Origin of the sequence: Serratia sp. (in: enterobacteria), from assembly GCF_051654945.1 — a bacterium.
Classification (GTDB): Bacteria; Pseudomonadota; Gammaproteobacteria; order Enterobacterales; family Enterobacteriaceae; genus Chania.
In genome coordinates this window covers 112216-130707 of record NZ_JBOFZA010000043.1, presented here as the reverse complement: position 1 = coordinate 130707, position 18492 = coordinate 112216, and the positions used below count along the sequence as shown (strand labels likewise).

17 protein-coding genes are annotated in these 18492 nt (G+C 55.4%); 14 read left to right on the top strand and 3 right to left on the bottom strand.

The genetic code is table 11. The annotated features are described in order from the left end of the window. Positions 1 to 60 precede the first annotated feature (60 nt). Positions 61 to 1779: a four-carbon acid sugar kinase family protein gene (locus ACRDCA_RS06670; protein WP_438688816.1), complete on the bottom strand. Its 1719-nt coding sequence runs from the start codon at positions 1777 to 1779 to the stop codon at positions 61 to 63. Positions 1780 to 1806: 27 nt separating this feature from the next. Beyond that, positions 1807 to 2817 (bottom strand): 4-hydroxythreonine-4-phosphate dehydrogenase PdxA, encoded by a 1011-nt coding sequence (gene pdxA, locus ACRDCA_RS06665; RefSeq protein WP_438688815.1) that lies wholly within the window; start codon positions 2815 to 2817, stop codon positions 1807 to 1809. A gap of 243 nt (positions 2818 to 3060) precedes the next feature. Between pdxA and ACRDCA_RS06660 the strand changes: the two genes are divergently transcribed. The 9 genes from ACRDCA_RS06660 (at position 3061) to ACRDCA_RS06620 (ending at position 11765) form a co-directional block, all read left to right on the top strand. Next, positions 3061 to 3885: a triose-phosphate isomerase gene (locus ACRDCA_RS06660; protein WP_438688814.1), complete on the top strand. Its 825-nt coding sequence runs from the start codon at positions 3061 to 3063 to the stop codon at positions 3883 to 3885. A 3-nt stretch (positions 3886 to 3888) separates the two neighbouring features. Next, complete coding sequence (locus ACRDCA_RS06655) at positions 3889 to 4854, top strand: sugar-binding transcriptional regulator (protein ID WP_438688813.1); 966 nt, start codon at positions 3889 to 3891, stop codon at positions 4852 to 4854. 466 nt (positions 4855 to 5320) lie between these two features. Beyond that, positions 5321 to 6712, top strand: coding sequence for an ammonia-forming nitrite reductase cytochrome c552 subunit (nrfA, locus tag ACRDCA_RS06650; RefSeq protein WP_438689021.1), 1392 nt, complete (start codon positions 5321 to 5323; stop codon positions 6710 to 6712). Positions 6713 to 6754: 42 nt separating this feature from the next. Further along, positions 6755 to 7324 carry a cytochrome c nitrite reductase pentaheme subunit gene (nrfB, locus tag ACRDCA_RS06645; protein ID WP_025123736.1) on the top strand — a complete coding sequence of 190 codons (570 nt, stop codon included), beginning with the start codon at positions 6755 to 6757 and terminating at the stop codon, positions 7322 to 7324. After that, positions 7321 to 7992, top strand: coding sequence for a cytochrome c nitrite reductase Fe-S protein (gene nrfC, locus ACRDCA_RS06640; RefSeq protein ID WP_438688812.1), 672 nt, complete (start codon positions 7321 to 7323; stop codon positions 7990 to 7992). Before nrfB ends, nrfC begins: the two co-directional genes overlap by 4 nt. Then, entirely contained in the window at positions 7989 to 8936 is a 948-nt protein-coding gene (gene nrfD / locus ACRDCA_RS06635) for a cytochrome c nitrite reductase subunit NrfD (RefSeq protein WP_438688811.1), read from the top strand. Before nrfC ends, nrfD begins: the two co-directional genes overlap by 4 nt. A 191-nt stretch (positions 8937 to 9127) precedes the next feature. Next, positions 9128 to 10798, top strand: coding sequence for a heme lyase NrfEFG subunit NrfE (nrfE, locus tag ACRDCA_RS06630; RefSeq protein WP_438689020.1), 1671 nt, complete (start codon positions 9128 to 9130; stop codon positions 10796 to 10798). Continuing rightward, positions 10786 to 11172 (top strand): cytochrome c-type biogenesis protein CcmH, encoded by a 387-nt coding sequence (locus tag ACRDCA_RS06625; protein ID WP_438688810.1) that lies wholly within the window; start codon positions 10786 to 10788, stop codon positions 11170 to 11172. The genes nrfE and ACRDCA_RS06625 overlap by 13 nt, the downstream gene beginning before the upstream one ends. Continuing rightward, a complete protein-coding gene (locus ACRDCA_RS06620; protein WP_438688809.1) occupies positions 11169 to 11765 on the top strand; it encodes a TPR domain-containing protein in 597 nt (198 codons plus the stop codon). The genes ACRDCA_RS06625 and ACRDCA_RS06620 overlap by 4 nt, the downstream gene beginning before the upstream one ends. A 94-nt stretch (positions 11766 to 11859) precedes the next feature. Here the strand turns inward: ACRDCA_RS06620 and ACRDCA_RS06615 are convergent, their stop codons facing one another. Beyond that, entirely contained in the window at positions 11860 to 12348 is a 489-nt protein-coding gene (locus ACRDCA_RS06615; RefSeq protein ID WP_438688808.1) for a YbaK/prolyl-tRNA synthetase associated domain-containing protein, read from the bottom strand. A gap of 124 nt (positions 12349 to 12472) precedes the next feature. On the opposite strand from ACRDCA_RS06615, the gene ACRDCA_RS06610 reads away from it, so the two are divergent. From ACRDCA_RS06610 to ACRDCA_RS06590, 5 genes are all read left to right on the top strand, one after another. Then, positions 12473 to 13441 (top strand): DMT family transporter, encoded by a 969-nt coding sequence (locus ACRDCA_RS06610; protein WP_438688807.1) that lies wholly within the window; start codon positions 12473 to 12475, stop codon positions 13439 to 13441. A 107-nt stretch (positions 13442 to 13548) separates the two neighbouring features. After that, entirely contained in the window at positions 13549 to 14469 is a 921-nt protein-coding gene (locus ACRDCA_RS06605) for a LysR family transcriptional regulator (RefSeq protein WP_438688806.1), read from the top strand. Positions 14470 to 14560: 91 nt separating this feature from the next. Then, a complete protein-coding gene (gene tcuA / locus ACRDCA_RS06600) occupies positions 14561 to 15964 on the top strand; it encodes an FAD-dependent tricarballylate dehydrogenase TcuA (RefSeq protein ID WP_438688805.1) in 1404 nt (467 codons plus the stop codon). After that, positions 15951 to 17069 carry a tricarballylate utilization 4Fe-4S protein TcuB gene (gene tcuB, locus ACRDCA_RS06595; protein WP_438688804.1) on the top strand — a complete coding sequence of 373 codons (1119 nt, stop codon included), beginning with the start codon at positions 15951 to 15953 and terminating at the stop codon, positions 17067 to 17069. The genes tcuA and tcuB overlap by 14 nt, the downstream gene beginning before the upstream one ends. 83 nt (positions 17070 to 17152) lie before the next feature. After that, positions 17153 to 18463 carry an MFS transporter gene (locus ACRDCA_RS06590; RefSeq protein ID WP_438688803.1) on the top strand — a complete coding sequence of 437 codons (1311 nt, stop codon included), beginning with the start codon at positions 17153 to 17155 and terminating at the stop codon, positions 18461 to 18463. Positions 18464 to 18492 lie beyond the last annotated feature (29 nt).

The following is an 18492-nucleotide window of genomic DNA, read 5'->3' as shown; positions in this document are numbered from 1 at the left end:
GTAGAGCTATCTCTGGGCTATCGTTAGCCCATGCCAAAAAACATGTTTATTGCTACTTAATTACTGCATGGCTTCCCGGTGAATATGTTCGATAATGGTATTAATCACCTCATCTGGCCCGGTTAATCCGCCTTTACCGACGCAGACCAGTCCTTCATATTCCCCGCCGATAATTTTCACCAGATCGGTCTGGGGAATAACATAATCCACCATTTCAATGCCGCTGGCACCGAGCTGTTTTAATACGCTCACCATGGTGTCCCCACCCGTCATATATAACCCGCGGATCTCCGGGCCAGCGCAACGCAATACGGCCTTAACGATATTACCCAGCCCCTGATTGATATTTTCTGCCGCCTCACCATGCGCCAGACCAAAGCGCTGTTCTTCTTCATTGAGATCCAACAGGCGGCCGGTCAGGGCTGATTCAAACACAAAAATGGCATTCTGGTGATTGCGTACGCACTCCTGGGCCTGCAACACCACACGTTCGACTTCAATATCGGCAGCGTGCTCCTTGTCGAGCAGCAATTCCGCATCCACCGGGATATGGCAAACTCGCTCGTCATGCTCGATCAACGCCTTGAGCTGCCTTTTGGTGACTGGTGTTGCGCTGCCTGCTACCGCAATGATTGAGCCTTGCTGCTGGCTTTTCGGCAAGCTCGGTTTCTCGCTGCGTCCATCGTTATGCACCATGCCCCGCGCCCATGCCAACCGCTCGGTGAAGGGGCCAGGATCGACGGCCAGTACGTTCCAGTTGAGATTGACCACGGCCTGAGCAATATTTTCCACATCGTTGAGCGAAATCGCATCTACCACGATCACGCGCGATCCGGCTTGCTGTTGGGCTATCAAGGCTTCGCCGATGCGTTCATGGCCTTTCAGTACGCAAGAGAGCGGGATATGGCTGACCTGATGATGCGTTTGGGCACGCAGCAAGTCAGGGACGAAGGTTTCGGTCACCGGGGTGCGCACATCCTTCGCCACATCGGTGCAGGAGAGGGCGATTGAGTCGATAACCGAATAGCCACCGACCAGAATGCGGCGCGATTGCGGCATGGCGGGCACGACCACGGCTACGGTTTCCTGCGGCAGCACTTCCAGCATCGCATCAATTTCAAAGCCGATGCCACCGCGTAAAGTGGTATCCACACGTTTGGTAAAGTAGCGCGCCCCGCGTGCCTGGAGCATCTGGGTGGCATTGCGCACGCGGCTTTGCGCTTCGGCTTTCGGTAATGGGCGGCTGTCGCTGCTGATCACCATGGCCTGCCATGTGGATTCACTGGCAGTAAAGGAGTCGGTATCGAAGAACGCCGCCGTTTTGATCCCGCTGCGCGCCAACACCACGCCAAGGGTGGTGGCTCCGGTCAGGTCATCCGCAACAATCCCCAACTGGCCCTCATGGCCACCTTCGCTGCACAAGTGAATGCCGGCTGGCGTTACGCCGGACACATAGATATCTTCGCGAATATACATGGCCAACGGGCCGGTCTTGCCCGTCGGATGCAGGTTGATGGTCGGAATGCCCCGCTTGGGATAGAGGCCGCAGCGCAGCGTCCCCCCGCAGTCAATCACCATCAGGCCAATTTCCTGCTCTGCGGGTTCACCGTGTTTAAACACGTCCACAGATTCCCAACCGGTCAGTTCCATCAACCGGTCAACGACGGCGGGACGGATCCCACCGGTGATATAGGCGATTTTTTTCCCTGGCACCACCTGTACGGCCAAAGGCCCGCCCCAGCCTCTACTACCCCTGGTCACTTCGAGATAACGGTTCATCGGTTTATCCTTATAATGTTGAATGAGCTAGGACTGGTGCTTCATTTTCCAGTAGCGGCTGGCCACCAGGGTTGATTCCAACATGCTGACGGTGCCCGCCTTGCCGCTGCCTGCAATGTCGAAGGCGGTGCCGTGATCTACCGAGCTGCGCATAAATGGCAGGCCGAAGGTAATGGTGATCGAACGTTCAAAATCGAGCGTCTTGCAGGCGATGTGCCCCTGATCGTGATACAGCGACAGAATGGCGTCGTAGGTACCCTGCTTGCCGATATGGAACACCGAGTCCGCCGGGATTGGCCCAATGGCGTTAATCCCCATTTCCTGAGCCGCTTTCACCGCCGGGATCAGGTTGTCTCTTTCTTCATGACCAAACAGACCGTTATCGGAAGCATGTGGGTTCAGCGCGGCGACCGCGATACGTGGGTTTTTGATATTTAACGCGGTGAACTCATGGTGGATTTGCTGCACGCAGGCCAGTACGCGCTCTTTGTTGGCGTAGTCGCAGGCATCTTTCAACGCCATATGGCGGCTGACGAAGAACACGCGAAGCTTTTGCACGTGGAACATGGTCAGGCCGTAATCGGAGCCGGTTTCAACCTGGAAGATCTCGGTATGCCCCGGCAGTTTGCAGCCGGCCAGCTTGATGGCTTCCTTATGGATTGGCGCGGTAGAGACCACATCCACCAGACCTGCCATACCCAACTCGATGGATTTCATCACGTAATCCAGCGACATCTGCCCGGCCAACTGCTGGATTTTTCCCCATTCGATGCTGTCACAGTCGTAGTCGCCGGTTTCCAGCACGTCCAACGTCCCAAAGGTAAATTTCGCTTCGCCAGGGGAGGTGATGACGTTGATCGCAAAGTCACAGTTTTTGATCGCCATGGCGCGCTTGATGATGGGCACCGAGCCGATCAGGAACGGATGGCACTCTTCATACACGCCTTGGTCCATCATGGTGGCAATTGAGATTTCTGGGCCAACGCCAGCAGGATCGCCAATGGTCAGAGCAACAACGGGTTTTTTCACAATGGACATACGTTCACCTTTTGCTTGAATCGGATTACTTGAGTGTTCAAAAGTTCAGTTGATGATCTTTTGATGTGGTTGATGGTAAGCTTGTCACAGGAAAAAACTCCGATTTCGATCACATATACCGCAAAATGCCGATCTAAAAGCTGATGTCGTGATGTGATAGATGTTTTTTCTATAATTATAAGTTTCGTTAATGAGCTTTTGTTACGCTGTTGTGAAGCGCGCTAAGGCAACAAAGGAGAGCAAATGAAAAAGATCATGATCGGTACCAGTTGGAAGATGAACAAAACGTTGCAACAGGCCATAGACTACTGCGAGGTATTGGCGAGCCAACTGAACGACTCGGCTGGGGCCTTTATTCAACCTTTTGTTATTCCGCCCTTCACCCTGATCAGGGAAGTCACCGAACGGCTGCGGCGGCAGGGCGTCGATTGCCTGACGGGCGCGCAAAATATACATTATGCCGATGCGGGTGCCTGGACAGGCGAAGTCTCAGCCGCCATGGTGGCGGATTGCGGAGCCACGCTGGTGGAGCTGGGCCATTCGGAGCGGCGTCACTTTTTTGCCGAGAATGATGCGGATATCAATAAAAAGGTGCACAGTGCATTGCGCCATAACCTGCGTCCCTTGGTGTGTGTGGGTGACAGCTTGCAGGAAAAAGAGTGGGGCGTATCCAGTGAGAGCGTGATCCGGCAGATGAAGATCGCACTGGCCGGGCTGAGCCCCACACAGGTAGCAAGCGTCATTATTGCCTATGAACCGGTATGGGCCATTGGGGAAGGCGGCACGCCAGCTTCGGCAGAGGAGGCCCAGGCAGTCCATCATGCGCTACGTCAGGCCTTGATCGCCCGCTATGGCAGCCAAATTGCGCAGAGCGTGACCTTGTTGTACGGCGGGAGTGTTAATCCACAAAATACCCGCCAATTGATCCGCTGTGCGGATATTGATGGACTGTTTATTGGCAGAGCCGCATGGCTGGCCGCAGACTTCTGCCAACTGATACAAAGCGTCTCGGCAATGTTGGACGAGCAGGGTGCGTTATCAACCGATCACGACAGAGCAATGAGTTAAATCATGAGAGAATCTGATTCAGACGGCGAACTCCTGACGGAGATCGCGGTGGCGTATTATGAGAATGAGCAGACCCAGGAGGAGATCGCCAGCCGGTTTGGCATCTCGCGGATTAAAGTGGGGCGGCTGCTCAAGCGGGCGCGGGCGGAAGGGATTGTCGAAATCAATGTGCGTTACCATCCGGTATTCAGTTCGCAGATAGAACAGCAGTTGATCAAAAGCTTTGGCATCAAACGTGCCCTGATCGCGCTGGATCATCCCGATGAAAACGAGCAGCGCCAGCAGGTGGCTTCTCTGGTTTCCACCTACCTGTCCACCAGCCTGAAAAATGGCATGACCGTTGCCGTAGGGCAAGGCCGTAACGTGGCCGCGGTGGCCAGCCACGTTGGCGTGTTCCCCGAGCGCGAGTGCAAATTTATCTGCGGCATTGGCGGCACCCGGCGTGAAGGCGAGTTGATTGATGCCGATCACATCAGCCGGCATCTGGCGCGCAAATTCAATGCCAGCAGTGAAACGCTGTACGCCCCGGCCTATGTGGAAACCCCCGAGCTAAAATCGGCGTTTATGCAAAATCGGCTGATCGAGGAAACCATCGGGCGGGCCAGCAGGGCAGATATCGCGCTGGTGGGCCTGGGGGACATGAACGAAAACAGCTTTATGGTGCAGCTCGGTTGGTTTACCTCGCAGGAGATTATCACTGCGCGGCAGAAGCAGGGGGTAGTGGGCGATATCGCTGGTTATGCTTTCCTGGACATTCAAGGGAAGCCGGTGGATACCGTGATGAATGACCGGGTGATTGGTTTGGGTCTGGAGCAGTTGCGCCGCATCCCGATAGTAATTGCCATCGCTTCTGAAAATACCAAAGCCACGGCGATACTGGCCGCACTGCGTTCGGGCATTATTGATGTGATCGCCACCAGCGCCAGCAATGCCCATGCGGTTCTGAGCCTGAATCAGGCAAAGTGGTAAGCCAGCTATCCCCTCACCCTAACCCTCTCCCACAGGGAGAGGGGACCGAACGTGCCACTTTGTAGTTACTGCATTCATCTTCTACATCAGAAAAAATTCTATACCTGACCACAACTCCGGACTGCTCCCTCTCCTTTTTGGGGAGAGGGCTGAGGTGAGGGGGAGCAGCAAGCACTCTCCACCACTTTCCTTTTACCGCTGATTGGTTATCTTCCTGTAACTACAAAGAGTTAGTTCGAGTTTGCGCTGCCTCGCAAAATTTAATCAACAACGCAACAACCCCTCGGAACTTGACCAAAGACAACATTTTTTGTGTGGTCTATGGTATCCCTACGCACGGTGTAATGTCGAAAATCTGTTCTAACAAGAACTTAACTACTAATAAAAGCACTGCTCCCAAGCAGGCAAAATGGATGGGATGCTTATGAACAAGGTAAGCAAGTTATTGATGCTATTTCTGGCAGGGATGTACGCGGTATTTCTCTCTTTTTCGGCACAGGCGCAAGCAACACCTGCCGCCACGCCGCAGAAGGTTGAAGCCAAGAATGAAACCTTCTCCGCACCTCACCCTGACCAATATCAGTCCTGGAAGGCGACTTCCGAGCAGTCCGATCGGGTAGATGCTTTGGCTGGCGACCCGCGCCTGGTCATTCTCTGGGCCGGATACCCCTTCGCCAAGGATTACAACAAACCACGCGGCCACGCCTATGCCATGACGGATATCCGTGAAACCTTGCGGACCGGCGCACCAAAAACCGCAGAAGACGGCCCGCTGCCGATGGCCTGCTGGAGCTGTAAAAGCCCGGACGTCGCCAGGGTGATCGCCGAACAGGGCGAAGCGAGCTATTTCCACGGTAAATGGGCGCGTGGCGGGCCGGAAATCGTCAACAATCTCGGCTGTGCGGATTGCCACAATACCGCTTCCGCCGATTTTGCCGCTGGCAAACCTGCGCTGCACCTTTCCCGCCCTTACGCGGCTCGTGCCATGGAAACGATCGGCAAGCCGTTTGACCAGGCTGGCCGCTTCGATCAGCAATCAATGGTGTGTGGGCAGTGCCACGTTGAATACTACTTTGATGGTAAAGACAAAGCGGTGAAATTCCCTTGGGACAAGGGCACCACGGTCGATGATATGGAAGTTTATTACGACAAGATCGAGTTCGCCGATTGGACCAACCCGCTGTCCAAAACGCCAATGCTCAAGGCTCAGCACCCGGAATATGAAACCTGGAGCGCGGGCATCCACGGCAAGAACAACGTCACCTGTATCGACTGCCATATGCCGAAAGTGCAAAACGCCCAAGGCAAGATCTATACCGATCACAAGATTGGCAATCCGTTCGATAACTTCGATCAGACCTGCAAAAACTGCCACACCCAGGATAAAGCCAGCATGCAGGCGGTGGTAGAGAAACGTAAGCAGGATATCAACGAGATCAAGCTGAAGGTGGAAGACCAACTGGTCCACGCCCACTTCGAAGCGAAGGCGGCCTGGGATGCCGGTGCCACCGAAGCCGAGATGAAACCAATCCTGACCAACATCCGCCATGCGCAATGGCGTTGGGACTTTGCCATCGCCTCCCACGGTATTCATATGCATGCGCCAGAAGTTGCGTTGCGCATCCTGGGCACCGCGCTCGATCAGGCGGCACAGGCTCGTACTCAGCTCATTCGTCTGCTGGCGACCAAGGGCATCACCCATGAAATCCAGCTGCCGGACATTTCCACCAAGGAAAAGGCCCAGTTGGCGGTAGGCATGGATATGCCACAGCTGAATGCCGAAAAGCAGGAGTTCCTCAAAACGGTGGTACCGCAGTGGGACGAGCAGGCACGTAAAGCCGGGCTGTTAGGCAAATAACCCCTCCGCCCCGTGCGCGGGGCGTAAACAAATGGAGTCAATATGAGCGTACTGCGTTCGTTATTAACTACCGGGGTGCTTGCTTGTAGCCTTTGGCTGACAGTATTACCGGTATCGGCCCAGACCGACAGCCCCGCGGTGCAGCAGCCATCGGCGGAAGTCACCTTGCAACGTAATCCGGATGAGGCCTGCTTGCGCTGCCATAAGCCGCAGCAGAATGCGATGCACGGCAAACATGCGGGAGCCGTTAACCCGAATAACAAATTACCGCTGACCTGTACCAACTGCCACGGTTCACCCTCCCTGCATCACCGTGAGGGCGTAAAGGATGTGATGCGTTTCAACGAGCCGATGTTCGGCGTGGAACAGCAAAACAGCGTTTGCATGTCCTGCCATTTGCCAGAGACGCTGCAAAAAGCCTTCTGGCCGCATGATGTGCATTTGGCCAAGGTCAGCTGTGCCAGTTGCCATACGCTGCATCCGCAGCAGGATAAGGTGCAGGGGCTGAACGACAAAGGGCGGATCAAGCTCTGCGTCGACTGCCATCGTCAACAACAGGATGATCCCGCGTTTAATCCAGCGTCCGTAAGGCTGGATAAGGGGCAGCCATGAGCTGCTCACGGCGCCGTTTTATCGTAGGAATGGGCGTATTGGCCGCAGGCTCGAGCGTGGCGGAAAAACTGTTGGCGCGCACCATGAACGTCAACGGCATCCGCTACGGCATGATCCACGATGAGTCGCGTTGCATCGGCTGTACCGCCTGTATGGATGCCTGCCGTGAAGTCAATCAGGTGCCGGTGGGCGTTTCACGCCTGGAGATTATCCGTAGCGAACCGATAGGCCAATTTCCGGAGGTGAAATACCGGTTTTTCCGCCATTCGTGCCAGCACTGCGATGACGCTCCCTGTGTGCATGTCTGCCCAACGGGGGCCTCGTTTATCGATGCCGCCAGTGGCATTGTCGATGTGAACCCGGATCTCTGCGTCGGTTGCCAATACTGCATCGCTGCTTGTCCTTACCGGGTGCGCTTTATTCATCCGGTGAGCAAAACGGCGGATAAATGCGATTTTTGCCGCAAGACCAACCTGCGTCAGGGCAAGCAGCCAGCCTGTGTGCTGTCGTGCCCGACCAAGGCACTAACCTTTGGCAATCTGGACGACCCAAACAGTGATGTCTCGCGTCTGTTGCAGCAAAAGACCACTTATCGCTACAAGATAGCGCTAGGGACCCGGCCGAAAATGTATCGCGTGCCGTTTAAATATGGGGAGACCAGCCAATGACTTCCGCATTTCATTTTGACTCTCTGGTCTGGGACTGGCCCATCGCGATCTATCTGTTTCTGATCGGCATCTCCGCCGGTTTGGTCACGCTGGCTATCCTGTTGCGCCGCTATCATCCAGAGGAGGGGACGGCAAGCAGCCGGGTGATGTTGACCACGCTGTTTGTCGCGCCAACCTCGGTGCTGCTTGGGCTGCTGATCCTGGTCTTCCACCTGACTCGTCCGTGGACCTTCTGGAAACTGATGTTCCACTACAGCTTCACCTCGGTGATGTCGATGGGGGTGATGCTGTTCCAGGTCTACATGCTGGTGCTGGTAGTCTGGCTGGCGCTGATCTTCCGTGACGAGGTGGCGGCACTGCAACAGCGCTGGCTGCCAAAGTTGGCAGTGATCCCCCGCCTGTTGCAGCGCTTGCTGCCGCTGCTGCGGCCAATCGAAACGGTGATGCTGGTGTTGGCGGTGCTGTTGGGCGCTTATACCGGCTTCCTGCTTTCGGCGCTGAAGTCATACCCGATGCTGAATAACCCGCTGTTGCTGGTGCTGTTCCTGTTCTCTGGCGTTTCGTCCGGGATTGCGGTGGCATTGCTGGTGGCTGCCTTCGGGCCGAAAGGCCATCTGCACAGCCGGGAGGTGCATTTCCTGCATCGTTTGGAAACGCCGGTGGTGTGGCTGGAGATCTTCCTGCTGGCGGCATTTTTCATCGGTCTGGGGCTGGGGGATGATGGCAAACTACGTTCGCTGGCTGCCGCACTTGGCGGCGGATTCTGGGCCTGGTGGTTCTGGCTTGGCGTTGTCGGCTGTGGGCTGGTTTTGCCATTGCTGCTGAAAGCCCTGGGCTGGGGGAAAGCGCATTTCCAGATCCTGGTGATCAGCGGCGCCAGCCTGTGTGGCGTGCTGTTGCTGCGTTATTTTATTCTGTATGCCGGGCAGATGACCGTTGCCTGAACGCTTACCCGTCGTCTTTCAAGCCGCAGCGTTGTTACCTGCACTTGCCCACCCCAGTCACTTACTAAAAGTAAGCTCCTGGGGATGAACAAGCTTGTCGCCTAGCTGCGACTTGAAATCCATAGGGTAGAGCAGGACAGATAGAAGAGAATAAGGCGGTAGATGTGTTGTGGTTACCCGAACTGGGATTTATGGCGTTACTGCTGGCCTGCGTGGCATCGCTCTCGCTGGCTGGCATCACGCTGTCGGCTTTGCCAGGCCGCCGCTGGCGTGGGTTATTGCCAGTTCGCGGCTGGAGCCTGGCCATCTTTGTGCTCATCGCTCTGTCTTTCGCCATTCTGCTACAGCTGTTTTTGCGTAATGACTTCTCGGTCATGTACGTAGCGCAACATGGTCACAGCCAGTTGCCAGCGTTAATGAAGGCCGGGGCGCTGTGGGGCGGGCACGAAGGCTCGCTGTTGCTGTGGCTACTGTGCCTGGCGGGTTGGTCTGCCTGCTTTGCGCTGTTCAGCCCCAAATCAATGCGTTCACTCCAGCCGCTCACTCTGGCCATTTTGGCGCTGATCGTCGGCTGTTTCCTGCTGTTCATCCTGTGCTTCTCCGATCCTTTTGTTCGCCTGTTTCCCGCTGCGGCACAAGGGCGCGATCTGAACCCGATGCTGCAACATATCGGCCTGATCCTGCATCCTCCGCTGCTTTATTTGGGCTATGCCGGATTTGCTACCTGCTGCGCTCTGATGCTGGCCGCCTTGCTGCAAGGGGAATTTAACGCCCAGATTGCCGGGCAGTGCCTGCGCTGGGCCAAACCGGCCTGGTGTTTTCTCACCGCCGGGATCATTTTGGGTTCCTGGTGGGCCTACAGCGAGTTGGGCTGGGGCGGCTGGTGGTTCTGGGATCCGGTGGAGAATGCTTCGTTACTCCCTTGGCTGACCGCGACCGCCCTGTTACATAGCCTAGCGGTCGGACAGCGTACCGGCGGACTGCGCCATTGGTCGCTATTGCTGACGTTGGGCACTTTTGTTCTTAGCCTGCTGGGCACCCTGATTGTTCGCTCCGGTATCCTGGTTTCGGTGCACGCCTTTGCACTGGATGAGCAACGTGCGTTGCCGCTGTTTATCCTGTTTGCGTTCCTTAGCGGCTCCTCATTCCTGATTTATGCGTTACGCGCCAACCGGGGGAAATCTGCCACGTCGCCGGTGAAGCCTGCGTTGCTCGGTGCGTTGTTACTTCTAAGTTCCGCTGCCCTGATTGTGCTGGTGGGCACCTTATACCCGATGTTTTACCGGATGATGGGCTGGGGGCAAATCTCGGTCGGTGCGCCTTATTTCAATCTGGTGCTGTTGCCATTCGGGCTGTTGGGGCTGGTATTGATGTGTTACGGCGGTTTTAGACGGCGGCGCTATGCCCAGTGGATCGCCCATGCCGGGGTGTTGTTGACCGCGTTGGGCATCGCGAGTTCTGCGTTGCAACGCCATGAGGTCAGCCTGAATGTCACCGTAGGCGAAACCATCACCTTGGCGGGATACCAGTTTGCGTTGCGTTCGGTAGATTTACAGACCCAGGCGAATTTCACCAGCGAGCAAGCGATGATTGAGGTCACCCGGCAAGGCAAACCCGTGGCGCAATTGACGCCGGAACGGCGGTTTTACACCGCCCGCCGCCAACAGATGTTTGAACCGGGGATCGACTGGAACGCCTTCCATGACTGGTATGTGGTGATGGGGGAAAAAAGTGGCGAGCAACGTTATGCCATGCGTTTTTATGTGCAGACCGGTATCCGTTGGATCTGGTGGGGAGGGGCGTTGATGATAATTGGCGTATTGTCCGCCGGTTGGCACAGGAGGCAAGCATGCGCTGGTTAATCGCTCTTGTGCTGTGGGGGAGTATCCAGTTGCCGCTGGCGGCCCAGATCGTCGATACCTGGGCATTCTCCACGCCGGAAGTACAGGAAAGAGCGCTGGCGGTGGCAGGCCAGATCCGCTGCCCGCAGTGCCAGAATCAAAGTTTATTAGAGTCCAATGCCCCGGCGGCGGTAGCCATGCGTCATGAGGTGTTTGCCATGACCGAACAAGGCAAAACGCAGGCCGAAATCATCAATTTTATGACGGCACGCTACGGCAACTTTGTGCGTTATCAACCCGCGCTCGAGGTCTCGACGTTGCTACTTTGGGGGCTGCCACCGCTGATGTTAGGAGCGATCGGGCTAGTATTATGGCGGCGACGGAGGGCTGAATGAAGCGACGTATTTCTCATTTGCTGCTGATCGGGCTGGTGCTTGGCCTCACTGCGGTTTGGTACGTGGCCAGTGGCCGCCCGGCCATGGTGTTGGCCGAACAGCATAAGCGCAGTCTGCCTGTACCACCACTCACGCCTCAACAGCAGGCAGACAGCGAGTTGCAGCAGTTACAATTAAAGATCGACCAGTCGCCGCAAGACAGCGTGTTGTGGGCACAGCTGGGGGAATATTATCTGTTTAACGATAATTTTGCCGATGCCCAGGCGGCTTACCAGCAGGCGTTGGCTCTGCGGGGGCCGAATGCGGAACTGTACTCGGCGCTGGCGACGGTACTGTATTATCAGGCAGGGCAGCGAATTACCCCGCAGGTGGAAAGCAATATACAACAGGCTTTGGCGCTGGATAAGGATGAAGTCTCGGCGCTGATGCTGCTGGCTGCCGATGCCTTTCTGCATACGGAATATGCCAAGGCGATCGGCTTGTGGCAACGTCTGTTGGATAGCCAGTCGCCACGGGTGAATCGCCCGCAGCTGATTGAGGCCATCAATATGGCCAAGCTGTTGCAGCGTCCGCAAAATATCCCCTCACCCTAACCCTCTCCCAAAAGGAGAGGGGACCGAACGTGCTACATATTGACATCAGTTTTTAACCACAACACCGTGCCAGCTCCCTCTCCTGGGCGTGAGATCACTCCGCGCGAATAAACGTCACCAATCTAGGCTGAGCAATTCGCTGATAATCTTCGGTGTTGAGCACCAGCGAGCGCTCAAGCGTACCCGCGTTAAAGGCCAATTCGTCAAAGCGTTCAAACAGCAGTGGGTCAGCGACCAGCAACAGATCCGGGTGCAAGCTAAACGGTGGGATCGCACCAAACACGCAGTCGGTCAGTTGTTCGACCTCAACTGGGCTGGCCAATGAGGCACGAGTCCCCCCGATACCCTCTGCCAACGCGCCGAGATCGGCCTGCCGATCGGCGGGCAGGATGGCCAGCACGTGCTGCTTGATGCCGTTGCCCTTCACGTGGCATACCAATGCTTTCGCCCCTTGTCCCAACTGGGTGCCGCGTATCTTGGCGACCTCTTCGGATTTGCCTGCCGAGGGGTGTTCGACCACGCGATAGCGCGCCTGCTGTTGGTCAAGAAGGGACGTTAAACGGCTAAAGGTTGCGGTAGACATGCCTTGTTCTCCTGAGCTTTGATTTTTCAGCCCCTATCATAACGCGTTGTAACCACGGAAGGCTCAAGCAAATTGTTCGTTAAAGCGCGGGCTATTTTTTTGTTTTGACGGATAATACGCAATTATGAAACGGGATTTTAATTTTTTAAAGGGAAGGGGCGTGAAAACTAACGTGTCGTTGTTTACCCAGCCGAAATTTGTTTGGCTGTGTGCGGCTTTCTGCTGTTTGCTGTGGGGCAGTGCCTATCCGGCCATTAAAAATGGCTATGAAATCTTTCAGATTGCTACCGGCGATCTCCCCGGCAAGATTGTGTTTGCTGGCTATCGCTTTGTGATCGCCGGGGGATTACTGCTGCTGTTCGCCCTGTGGCAGGGGAAAGCCATTGGCCGTTTGACTCGGCGGCAGTATTCACAACTGGTCGTATTAGGTGGGACGCAAACGGCACTGCAATACGTGTTTTTCTATATCGGTCTGGCCTACACCACCGGCGTCAAAGGGTCGATCATGAATGCCACCGGCACCTTCTTCAGCGTGCTGTTGGCGCACTTCATCTATCACAATGACCGCCTGAGCATGAACAAGATCGTCGGCTGCGTACTGGGATTCACCGGGGTGATGGTGGTCAACTTCAACAGCCAACTGATGGACTTCAGTTTTAGCTGGTTGGGGGATGGTTTTGTGGTGATCGCCGCATTTATCCTTTCCGCCGCCACGCTATATGGTAAACGCATTTCGCAGACGGTCGATCCGACCATCATGACCGGCTGGCAACTGGCCATCGGCGGTGTGATGCTGACGGTGGGGGGGTATTTGGCCGGAGGCAGGCTGACATTCCACGGTTGGGAGTCAGTGGCAATCCTGAGCTACCTGGCGCTGCTGTCATCGGTCGCTTTTGCGCTCTGGAGCCTGCTACTGAAATATAACCGCGTCGGCATGATCGCGCCGTTCAACTTCCTGATCCCGGTTTCCGGTGCGGTACTGTCGGCCATTTTCTTACAGGAAAGTATTATGGAATGGCGTTATGCCCTGGCGTTGGTGCTGGTGTGTTTTGGTATCTGGCGGGTCAATGTGGTGCGCAAAACGGCACCGTAGGGGCACAGCATGTGAACTGAACTCCAAATGTCAGACTCCTCACTTTTCCGAAGGCTTTTCCATGTTAAGTATTAGGGAAACGCGTTATGAATTAGTGGGAGAGCAAGGTGGAGCTGAGGCAGTTACGCTATTTTGTACGAGCCGTTGAGCTAGGTAGCATGGGCCAGGCCGCGCTCGACCTGAATATTGGTGTCTCGGCCCTGAGCCAGCAAATAAGCCGGCTTGAAAGCGAACTGTCAATTCGGTTACTGCAAAGGACCTCGCGCGGTATCGTTGCCACCGATGCTGGTCTGGCTTTTTTCACCCAGGCTCAACTCACTTTACGCCACGCCGATGATGCCGTGCGTGCGGCCAAGCAGGCACGGCTATCTGGGCACGTCAGCGTCGGGATGGCGCCAAGCACCGCTTCGGTTCTCGGGCTGGCGTTTATTCTGGCGATGCGGGAGCGCTATGCCGATATCCGTCTGCATGTGGTGGAGAGCCTGTCGGGCAATCTGGCTGCGATGATCAAAGCCCGCCAGTTGGATCTGGCCGTGGTGTTCCAGAATAAAAAGTTACAGACCTGGAGTGCGATCCCGGTATTGGAAGAACGATTGTTTCTGATTGGCACACAGGAGATCGTCGGCCGTTTTCAGGGCGAGGCGATGACGCCAGAAGCCTTTGCTGCACTACCGCTAATTTTGCCCAGCCAGACCCACGGTTTGCGGGCGTTGTTGAATACCAGCTTTGCCCGTCAGCAGTTGGAGTTAAATATTCTGGCAGAGATAGATGGGCTGGCGCTGTTGATGGATGCCGTTCGCCAAGGGCTCGGAGCCACCATTCAGCCCGGCGCGGCTATCTCACGTATTCTGGACGACAACCTCAAAGTGATAGAAATAGACAACCCGGTGTTAAGTCGCCCCAATTTTCTGGTCAGTCTTTCCGATGATGAGCTCTCACCCGTAGGCCTGGCGGCAAGAGTCGTACTGCAAAGCGTGATCCGCCAATTGGTCACGCAGGGCCATTGGCCGGGAGCGACCCTTTACTAACCCTAAACCCCTGTTAAGCATTGCCCCGTAGCTGCCCTTGATGCCAGAGGTTACATTTTGATCACAAAAGGATAACACCTAGAGGGTGGCTATGTTTGACGTTGTGGTCATTGGTGGGGGCAATGCGGCGCTGTGTGCGGCGTTAACGGCGCGGGAAAGCGGAGCGTCAGTCTTATTGCTGGAGGCTGCGCCAAAAGAGTGGCGCGGTGGTAATTCTCAGCACACGCGCAATTTACGTTGTATGCATGATGCACCACAAGATGTGTTGGTCGATAGCTATCCCGAAGAAGAGTTCTGGCAAGATTTGCTGAAAGTGACCGGTGGATTGACGAATGAACCTTTGGCCAGAATGGTGATCCGGGCGTCATCGACCTGCCGGGAATGGATGAAAAAGCACGGTGTCCATTTTCAACCACCGCTTTCCGGTGCTCTGCATGTTGCCCGTACCAATGCCTTCTTTATGGGCGGCGGTAAGGCATTGGTTAATGCTTACTATCGCAGTGCCGAAAAAATGGGGGTGGTGATCCGCTACCACAGCCCGGTGGATGCTATTGAGCTACAAGACGGGCAGTTTGTTGCGGTACGGGTTGGTGAGCAACGCATTGAGGCCCGTGCCTGCGTGTTAGCCGCTGGTGGGTTTGAATCCAACCGTGCCTGGCTGCGTAAAGCCTGGGGGCAAAACGCCGCAGGCGAATGGCCCGCGGACAACTTTCTGATCCGCGGTACCCGCTTCAATCAAGGTGTATTGCTCAAATTCATGATGGACGCCGGGGCCGATGTGATTGGCGATCCTTCACAATCCCATTGCGTGGCCATTGATGCCCGTGCCCCGTTGTATGACGGCGGGATATGCACCCGCGTCGACTGCGTTTCGCTGGGCGTCATGCTCAATCGCCTGGCCCAACGTTTTTACGATGAAGGGGAAGATTTCTGGCCTAAACGCTATGCGATCTGGGGGCGACTGGTCGCGCAACAACCCGGCCAAATCGGCTATTCGATCATCGATAGCAAAGCCGTTGGGCGTTTTATGCCGCCGGTTTTCCCCGGGGTAAAAGCCGATAGCCTGGCGGATCTGGCTCTGCAACTCGGGTTGGAGCCTGGGCCGTTTGTACAGACCATCGACGCCTATAACCGCGCCTGCCAGCCAGGTACGTTCAACCATACGGTCTTGGACGATTGCCATACTTTAGGTCTGACCCCGGCGAAAACTCACTGGGCTTTACAGATCGACACCCCCCCTTTTTATGGCTACGCCCTGCGACCCGGGATCACCTTTACCTATCTGGGTTTGAAAGTGAATGAGCATGCCGCCGTCCATTTTAACGGCCAGCCTAGCCGCAATCTGTTTGTGGCCGGAGAGATGATGGCGGGAAATGTGCTTGGCAAGGGGTACACCGCTGGCGTGGGAATGTCTATTGGCACGGCTTTTGGTCGTATTGCCGGTTATCAGGCGGCACTGGCCGCAGCGCGGGAGATCAGCCATGAAACAGCTTGAATTATTGATCCGTGAAGCCCAATCCCTGACAGACAACGAACAGGAAGTGCAGCGGGTGATGCAAATCTGCAACGCCTGCCGCTACTGCGAAGGATTTTGCGCCGTCTTCCCCGCTATGACCTACCGGCTGACGTTTGGCAAGGCTGATATCAACTACCTGGCGAATCTGTGCCATAACTGCGGTGCCTGCCTGCACGCCTGTCAGTACGCGCCGCCTCATGAGTTCGGCGTTAATGTGCCGCAGGCGATGGCCAAAGTACGGCTCGAAACCTATCAGGAATATGCCTGGCCTGCCAGTTTTGGTGCCTGGTATAAGCGGGCAGGGGTGGCGGTAGTGCTGGCGCTGGCCTTTGGTATTGGGCTGTTTTTGCTGCTGGTAATGGCTCTGGGAGGGACCTTGATCCATGCGCCGATGGCCGGCGATTTTTATCAGATCTTCCCGCACAACCTGTTGGCCGTGATGTTTGGCAGCGTGTTCCTGTTTTCTATCGGTTCATTGTTGTTCAGTACCCGCAGATTCTGGCGTGAGATCTCATCGGAGGGCAGAAGTTTGCCCGCAATGGCGGAAACAGCCCGGAATGTGCTGACCTTGACCTATCTGGATGGTGGGCATGGGGAAGGCTGTAACGATGAGGATGATGCCTTCACACTGCGGCGTCGCCGTTTTCACCACTTCACGTTTTACGGGTTTATGCTGTGTTTTGCCTCAACGCTGGTCGCTACCGGTTATCACTTCCTGCTGGGGTTAGAGGCACCGTATGACCTGCTGAGCGTGCCGGTGATACTGGGTACGCTGGGTGGTGTGGGGCTGATTATCGGCCCGGCAGGGTTATTGTGGCTGAATCTGCGGCGCAATCCGGCCCACGGCGACGCGGCACAAAAACCGATGGATCGTGGTTTTATCCTGTTATTGCTGTTGGTCAGTGCGACCGGTATTGCCTTACTGGCTGGCCGTGATACTTCGCTGATGGGAGCACTACTGGCGGTGCATCTGGGAACGGTGATGGCACTGTTTTTAACCCTGCCTTACGGTAAGTTTGCTCATGGTTTTTATCGTACCGCAGCACTATTAAAGTGGGCGATAGAAAAAAGGCGTAAAGCCTGATTCAAACTCAACGTGTTTACTCAATCTACCCTACAAAACAATATAAATATGGCGACTGATGATTGCCATGGAGAGTGTATACAATGGTTGAAAACTCAGTTAAAACTGCGCCCTCACGCTTCGCCAAGTTAGGGGCCATACTTCGTGTGACCAGTGGCAATTTTCTTGAGCAATTCGACTTCTTTCTGTTCGGGTTTTATGCCACCTATATCGCTAAAACCTTTTTCCCGACCGAGAATGAATTTGCTTCATTGATGCTGACATTCGCCGTATTTGGTGCCGGATTTCTGATGCGCCCGATTGGGGCTATCGTGCTCGGCGCCTATATCGACCGGATTGGCCGCCGTAAAGGGCTAATGGTGACGTTATCGATTATGGCCTGTGGTACTTTGCTGATTGCTCTGGTGCCCGGCTATGCCACTATCGGCCTGTTAGCGCCAGCGTTAGTGTTGTTAGGCCGTTTGCTACAGGGGTTCTCTGCCGGTGTCGAACTGGGCGGTGTGTCGGTTTATCTGGCTGAAATTGCCACTCCGGGGAATAAAGGGTTTTATACCAGTTGGCAGTCTGCCAGTCAGCAAATTGCTATTATTGCGGCGGCCGTGATTGGGTATTATCTGAATGCTCATCTGACGCCAGCGGAAATATCGGCATGGGGCTGGCGTATTCCATTCTTTATTGGTTGCATGATCATCCCGTTGATTTTTGTATTACGCCGTTCACTGGTAGAAACCGAAGAGTTTCTTAACCGCAAGCATCGGCCTGACACGCGGGAAATTCTTTATACGGTGGTACAGAACTGGCAGGTGATTCTGGCCGGTATGCTGTTGGTAGCCATGACGACGACGACCTTCTACTTTATCACCGTTTATACGCCCACTTATGGCAAAAGTGTGTTGCATCTGAGCGCCGAGGATAGCCTGATAGTGACCATGCTGGTGGGGTTGTCCAACTTCTTCTGGTTGCCCATCGGCGGGGCCATCTCCGACCGCATAGGCCGCAGAGCGGTGTTGATGACCATCGCCGTGCTGGCATTGCTGACCACTTACCCGGCGCTGGAATGGCTGACTCAGGCACCAAGTTTTGCACGCATGACGGCGGTCTTGCTGTGGCTGTCATTTTTCTTTGGTATGTACAACGGTGCGATGGTCGCAGCATTGACCGAGGTCATGCCCGTCTATGTGCGGACGGTGGGTTTTTCATTGGCATTCAGCCTGGCCACCGCCGTGTTCGGCGGGCTGACGCCAATCATATCAACCGGCCTGGTGGAGATCACCGGCAGTAAAAGCTCCCCTTCATACTGGTTGATGTTCGCCGCATTTTCCGGATTGATCGCTACCTGGATGCTATTTTTCCGGTTGGTTAAACACGGCAAGGCGGTGAGTGAGGGCGCATAACTCATTCTATGTTCGCTGGAGGTTGGTTT

Coding starts and splice junctions, on each gene's coding strand:
- ACRDCA_RS06660 (WP_438688814.1), top strand. CDS start 3,061: ATGAAAAAGATCATGATCGGTACCAGTTGGAAGATGAACAAAACGTTG.
- nrfE (WP_438689020.1), top strand. CDS start 9,128: ATGGCGTTACTGCTGGCCTGCGTGGCATCGCTCTCGCTGGCTGGCATC.
- nrfC (WP_438688812.1), top strand. CDS start 7,321: ATGAGCTGCTCACGGCGCCGTTTTATCGTAGGAATGGGCGTATTGGCC.
- nrfD (WP_438688811.1), top strand. CDS start 7,989: ATGACTTCCGCATTTCATTTTGACTCTCTGGTCTGGGACTGGCCCATC.
- ACRDCA_RS06620 (WP_438688809.1), top strand. CDS start 11,169: ATGAAGCGACGTATTTCTCATTTGCTGCTGATCGGGCTGGTGCTTGGC.
- ACRDCA_RS06625 (WP_438688810.1), top strand. CDS start 10,786: ATGCGCTGGTTAATCGCTCTTGTGCTGTGGGGGAGTATCCAGTTGCCG.
- nrfA (WP_438689021.1), top strand. CDS start 5,321: ATGTACGCGGTATTTCTCTCTTTTTCGGCACAGGCGCAAGCAACACCT.
- nrfB (WP_025123736.1), top strand. CDS start 6,755: ATGAGCGTACTGCGTTCGTTATTAACTACCGGGGTGCTTGCTTGTAGC.
- ACRDCA_RS06655 (WP_438688813.1), top strand. CDS start 3,889: ATGAGAGAATCTGATTCAGACGGCGAACTCCTGACGGAGATCGCGGTG.
- tcuB (WP_438688804.1), top strand. CDS start 15,951: ATGAAACAGCTTGAATTATTGATCCGTGAAGCCCAATCCCTGACAGAC.
- ACRDCA_RS06670 (WP_438688816.1), bottom strand. CDS start 1,779: ATGAACCGTTATCTCGAAGTGACCAGGGGTAGTAGAGGCTGGGGCGGG.
- ACRDCA_RS06590 (WP_438688803.1), top strand. CDS start 17,153: ATGGTTGAAAACTCAGTTAAAACTGCGCCCTCACGCTTCGCCAAGTTA.
- tcuA (WP_438688805.1), top strand. CDS start 14,561: ATGTTTGACGTTGTGGTCATTGGTGGGGGCAATGCGGCGCTGTGTGCG.
- ACRDCA_RS06610 (WP_438688807.1), top strand. CDS start 12,473: ATGAAACGGGATTTTAATTTTTTAAAGGGAAGGGGCGTGAAAACTAAC.
- ACRDCA_RS06615 (WP_438688808.1), bottom strand. CDS start 12,348: ATGTCTACCGCAACCTTTAGCCGTTTAACGTCCCTTCTTGACCAACAG.
- pdxA (WP_438688815.1), bottom strand. CDS start 2,817: ATGTCCATTGTGAAAAAACCCGTTGTTGCTCTGACCATTGGCGATCCT.